5 protein-coding genes are annotated in these 4,588 nt (G+C 69.0%); all 5 read right to left on the minus strand.

From position 1 onward, the window contains the following. Positions 1 to 578: High-affinity nickel transporter (locus tag KDH09_11310; GenBank protein MCB0220275.1), on the minus strand; the 578-nt coding region annotated here is incomplete at its 3' end. A gap of 9 nt (positions 579 to 587) precedes the next feature. After that, positions 588 to 1,643 (minus strand): hydrogenase expression/formation protein HypE, encoded by a 1,056-nt coding sequence (gene hypE, locus KDH09_11315; GenBank protein ID MCB0220276.1) that lies wholly within the window; start codon positions 1,641 to 1,643, stop codon positions 588 to 590. Continuing rightward, entirely contained in the window at positions 1,636 to 2,748 is a 1,113-nt protein-coding gene (gene hypD / locus KDH09_11320) for a hydrogenase formation protein HypD (protein ID MCB0220277.1), read from the minus strand. Before hypD ends, hypE begins: the two co-directional genes overlap by 8 nt. After that, a complete protein-coding gene (locus KDH09_11325) occupies positions 2,745 to 2,996 on the minus strand; it encodes a HypC/HybG/HupF family hydrogenase formation chaperone (protein MCB0220278.1) in 252 nt (83 codons plus the stop codon). The genes hypD and KDH09_11325 overlap by 4 nt, the downstream gene beginning before the upstream one ends. Before the next feature lie 3 nt (positions 2,997 to 2,999). Continuing rightward, positions 3,000 to 4,588 (minus strand): carbamoyltransferase HypF (hypF, locus tag KDH09_11330; GenBank protein ID MCB0220279.1); only part of this gene is annotated, 1,589 nt, incomplete at its 5' end.

Raw genomic sequence — 4,588 nt, forward strand, 5'->3', positions numbered from 1 at the left:
GAGAGCGCGCCGCGAAGGCCTGTGCGGATTCGTGCCCGCGAGGCGGGAACGCGCGACAGTGCTGCGCCGATTCCCCACGAAAAGCCCATCATCGCGGCGATGCCGCTCAGCCCGTAGGCGATGACGTAGGCGAGCGCTGCGGCGCCGCTCTCGAAGGCCAGCGCCGGGAGCATTCCCAGAAGATGCGAGGTTCCCGCCACGCCGTGCAGCATGCCGACACCAAAAGCGGCGCTTGATCCGCGCGGGATTTCGTCCTTGTGAGAGTGCGCTTCACCCGAGAGTCGCGGCGCGACAAAGAGCCGGTGCAGCCCCCACAGGCCGATGCCGATGAGCACCACGCCCACCACGCGCTCTCCCCAGTGGGAGAGGGCCTCCACGTCGATCATCTCGCGAAGCGCCAGCGCCAGCAGGGCGAGGCTCCACGTCCCGGTGGTGTGCCCCAGACCCCACGCCCCGCCGGTGCGCAGCGCGCGGCGGGGCTCGCTCCCCGCCAGCGGTGCCACGGCGGCCATATGATCGGGCCCCGAGAGCACGTGGGCCGAGCCCGCGATGATTCCGGCAGCTACGGCTGTGAACATCTTTACCCCCTAACAGATTCGCGGAAGCTGATCGCCGGTGAGCAGGTCGAGCACCCGCGTGCTGCCAAAGCTCGTGCGACAGACAAGCGACGCGCCACCCTCTTTCGCGCGCTCCCCCACCGCGCCGCAGATCGACGCCGATTTCTCAAAACCGCGCAGCACTTCGAGCGCGCGCGCGGCGTCCTCGCTCGCCACGATGGCGACGAGCCGCCCTTCGTTGGCCAGATAATAGGGATCGAGGCCCAGCAGGTCGCAGACGCTCGCGACCGGATCGCTGACGGGGACCTGCGCCTCTTCGAGGCTCACCCGCACCTTCGCACTCTGTGCCAGTTCGACGAGCGCCGAGACGAGCCCGCCGCGCGTCAGATCGCGCAGGCAACGCACCTTCACGCCCGCTTCGAGGAGCGCCTCGACCACCGCATTGAGTGGCGCGCAGTCGCTCTCCACCACCGAGTCGAGTGCCAGCCCCTCGCGAGCGCAGGCGATGGCCACGCCGTGGCGCCCCAGGTCGCCGCTCACCAGCACCGTGTCCCCGGGCGCGATGTTTGCCGGCGAGAGATCGCGCCCCTCGGGAACGAGGCCCACGCCCGCGGTGTTCACGAAGAGCTCGTCACCCTTGCCGCGCTCGACAACCTTGGTGTCGCCGGTAACGAGCTGCACACCCGCGGCATCGGCGGCGCGCTTCATGGATTCCAGCACCGCGCGAAGGCGCTCGACGGCGAGCCCTTCTTCGACAATGAGTCCGACGCTCAGCGCCAGGGGTCGCGCGCCCGCCATGGCCAGATCATTCACCGTTCCATTCACGGCGAGCGAGCCGATGTCACCGCCGGGAAAGAAGAGCGGACGCACGACGTAGGAATCGGTCGTCATGGCCAGCCGGTGGCCCGGCGGCACGTCCAGCACGGCGCTGTCCATGGAAAGATGCTTTGCGGATACGCCGAGCACCGGACCGATGACTTCTTCGATGAGCCTGCGCATGAGCCGCCCGCCCCCGCCGTGGGCCAGGGTGATGCGCTCGCCCTCGCTCACGGGCGCGGGACAGACAACGCCGAAGGACTTACTCATGTGCCGGTTCCTCGGATGGATGCGCGCGGTGACGGTAGTAGGCGGCGCAGGCCCCCTCGGAGGAAACCATGGGTGCGCCCAGCGGACGCTCGGGCGTGCAACGCACGCCGAACGCCGGGCACTGCTGGGGCTTCTTCACCCCGCGCATGATCTCGCCGGAGATGCACTCGCCCGCCGAGTCGATGTCCGTCTCTTCAGTGAGCCCGAAGCGCCGGGCGGCGTCGAATCGCGCGTATTTCTCGCGCAGCCGCAGGCCGCTCGCCGGTAGCTCGCCGATGCCGCGCCAGTGCTGGGGGGCGACCTCGAAGATCTCGGCGATGAGCTCCTGCGCCGGGCGGTTTCCGCCGCGCTCAACGGCGCGGGCATACTGGTTTTCCACGCGGGCCTCGCCGGCTTCGAGCTGGCGCACGCACAGCAATACGCCCTGCAGAATATCCAGGGGTTCAAAGCCCGTCACCACAATGGGCACGCGGTGGCGCGCGGCGATGGGCTCGTATTCTTCAAACCCCATGACCGTGCACACGTGCCCGGCGGCGAGGAATCCCTGCACGCGGTTGTCGGGGCTGGAGAGAATCGCCTCCATGGCGGGCGGCACCAGCACGTGAGAGACGAGGATGGAGAAGTTCTCCACCCCCGCACGCGCGGCCTGCGCCACGGCCATGGCGTTGGCCGGCGCGGTGGTCTCGAAACCGACGGCGAGAAAGACGTAGTCCTCGCCCGGATTTTCCTTTGCCAGCGCCAGCGCATCAAGCGGCGAGTAGACGATCTCGACGCTGCCGCCCTCCGCGCGCGCGTCCATGAGGCTGCCGCCGTTTCCCGGCACGCGTAGCATGTCGCCGAAGCTGCAGAGGGTGACGCCCTCGCGCCCGGCCAGATCAACGGCCGCATCGATCACATGGCCCGGCGTCACGCAAACCGGGCAGCCCGGACCGTGGACGAGTTCGAGCCCCTTTGGCAGCAGCGAGTCGAGCCCGTAGCGCACGATGGCGTGTGTCTGCCCGCCGCAGACCTCCATGATGGTCCACGGGCGCGTCACGGCCGCGGCGATCTGCTCTGCGCAGGCGCGCACGGCGGCCGGATCGCGGTAGGGGTCGAGGGGTTTCATGTCTCGCCCTTCCCTTCTTCATCGAGGGCGCTGCCAAGATCGGCGAGCACCTGCGCGGCGCGGGCTTCGTCGATTCGCGAGATCCCGACGCCCGCATGGACCAGCACGTAGTCACCCACGCGGGCCTCGGGCAGGAAGGCCAGGCTCACCTCGCGGGTGACGCCGCCAAAATCCACGCGCGCGGTGCGAAGCAGCGCGTCGGCGCCTTCGTCAATCATCGCGACTTTTCCGGGAACCGCCAGACACATGACTCAACCTTCCTTGGCATACCATGCCGCAAGGGCCTGCCCCGCGGCAATGCCGCCGTCACCGGGCGGGACGCGCCGGTGCCAGAAGGGCTCGATCCCGGCGGCGCGGAGCGCCACGATGGCAGACTCGCACAGAATGCGGTTCTGAAAACAGCCGCCGGTGAGCGCAACGCGCGGGGCTTTCAGCTTCGTCGCAACTTCTGCAATGGCACGCGCAAGTGCCCCGTGGAAGTGCGCGGCGATTGCAGGAGCGCCCTCCCCCGCTTCGAGATCGCGCATAATCGCGCGGATCAAGGGTTCCCAGTCGAGAACGATTGCTTCGCCTGAAACCAGCGCAAGCTCGTAAGCCGAATCATCATCGCCCGCCGCAATGCTCTCCAGGCGCATCGCGGTCTCTCCCTCGTAGCGATTCTTTTCGCACAGCCCGAGCAGCGCGGCGACGGCTTCGAAGAGCCGCCCGGCGCTCGTGGTCGTCGGGGCGTTGGGAAGCGAGGCCCACAGCCGCGCTTTCTTCCGAAGCGCCTCGTCCGCAAAGGGTCCGACGCGCGGCAGGTCTTCGCCGTAAATGTCATGGAGCAGTGCCGCCGTCACGCGCAGGGGCTCGCCAATGGCGGCGCGGCCGCCGGGAAGGCGGAACGCCCGCAGGTGGGCGACGCGCTCGAAACGCGCGCCATCTACCCGCAAAAACTCCCCGCCCCAGATCGTCCCGTCGGGCCCCAGCCCCGTGCCGTCCCAGGAAACGCCGAGGACTTCGCCGTCCGCTTCATTGTCGAGCATGCAGGCGAGCACGTGTGCGTGGTGATGCCACACGCGAAGCGGCGCGCCGCTATGCTGAAGCGCCACGCGCGTGCTGCCGTAGTCGGGATGCGCGTCGCACGCGGCGGCAGCGCCGCCGCTTTCATTCTCGGTGAAGAGGTTTTTCAGGTCGCGACCGGCGCGGACCAGCGCGGCGCGGGCGCTCTCGCTATCCAGATCCCCCACGTGCTGGGCGAGCACGACGTATTTACCCGAGAGCAACGCGGGGGCGTTCTTCATGTGCGCGCCGTAGGCCAGCGCATTGCCGCGCGGAGCGGGCACTTCGAGCGGCAGCGGCGCCAGGCCGCGCCCAAGGCGCAGCGTCACCGCGCGGCCGCCGATCACGCGCACCACCGAGTCATCGAGGGGGCGCACAATCTCGCGATTGTGCACGAGAAGAGAATCGGCGATCTTTCCGAGCCGCGCGAGCGCTTCGTCATTGGCGATACACAGCGGCTCTCCCGAGAGGTTCCCGCTCGTCGCGACGACGGGGAAGCCCAGGTCGCCTGCAATGAGATGATGAAGCGGCGAGGCCGGCAGCATCACGCCCAGCGTGGAGAGCCCCGGCGAGAGCGAGGGCGCCAGCGCAACACCCGCTCGCCGCTCAAGCAGCACAATCGGCGCCTCGGGCGAGGTGAGCGCGGCGGCTTCGGCCTCATTGATGTGCGCCAGCGCCCGCGCCGCATCGAGATCCGCCACCATCAGCGCAAAGGGCTTGGCCTCGCGTGCCTTGCGCTCGCGCAGGGCTGCGACCGCCGCTTCATTTCGCGCGTCGCACAGAAGCTGGAAGCCGCCCA

It is taken from the genome of Chrysiogenia bacterium, from assembly GCA_020434085.1.
GTDB lineage: Bacteria > JAGRBM01 > JAGRBM01 > JAGRBM01 > JAGRBM01 > JAGRBM01.

Coding starts and splice junctions, on each gene's coding strand:
- hypE (MCB0220276.1), bottom strand. CDS start 1,643: ATGAGTAAGTCCTTCGGCGTTGTCTGTCCCGCGCCCGTGAGCGAGGGC.
- hypD (MCB0220277.1), bottom strand. CDS start 2,748: ATGAAACCCCTCGACCCCTACCGCGATCCGGCCGCCGTGCGCGCCTGC.
- KDH09_11325 (MCB0220278.1), bottom strand. CDS start 2,996: ATGTGTCTGGCGGTTCCCGGAAAAGTCGCGATGATTGACGAAGGCGCC.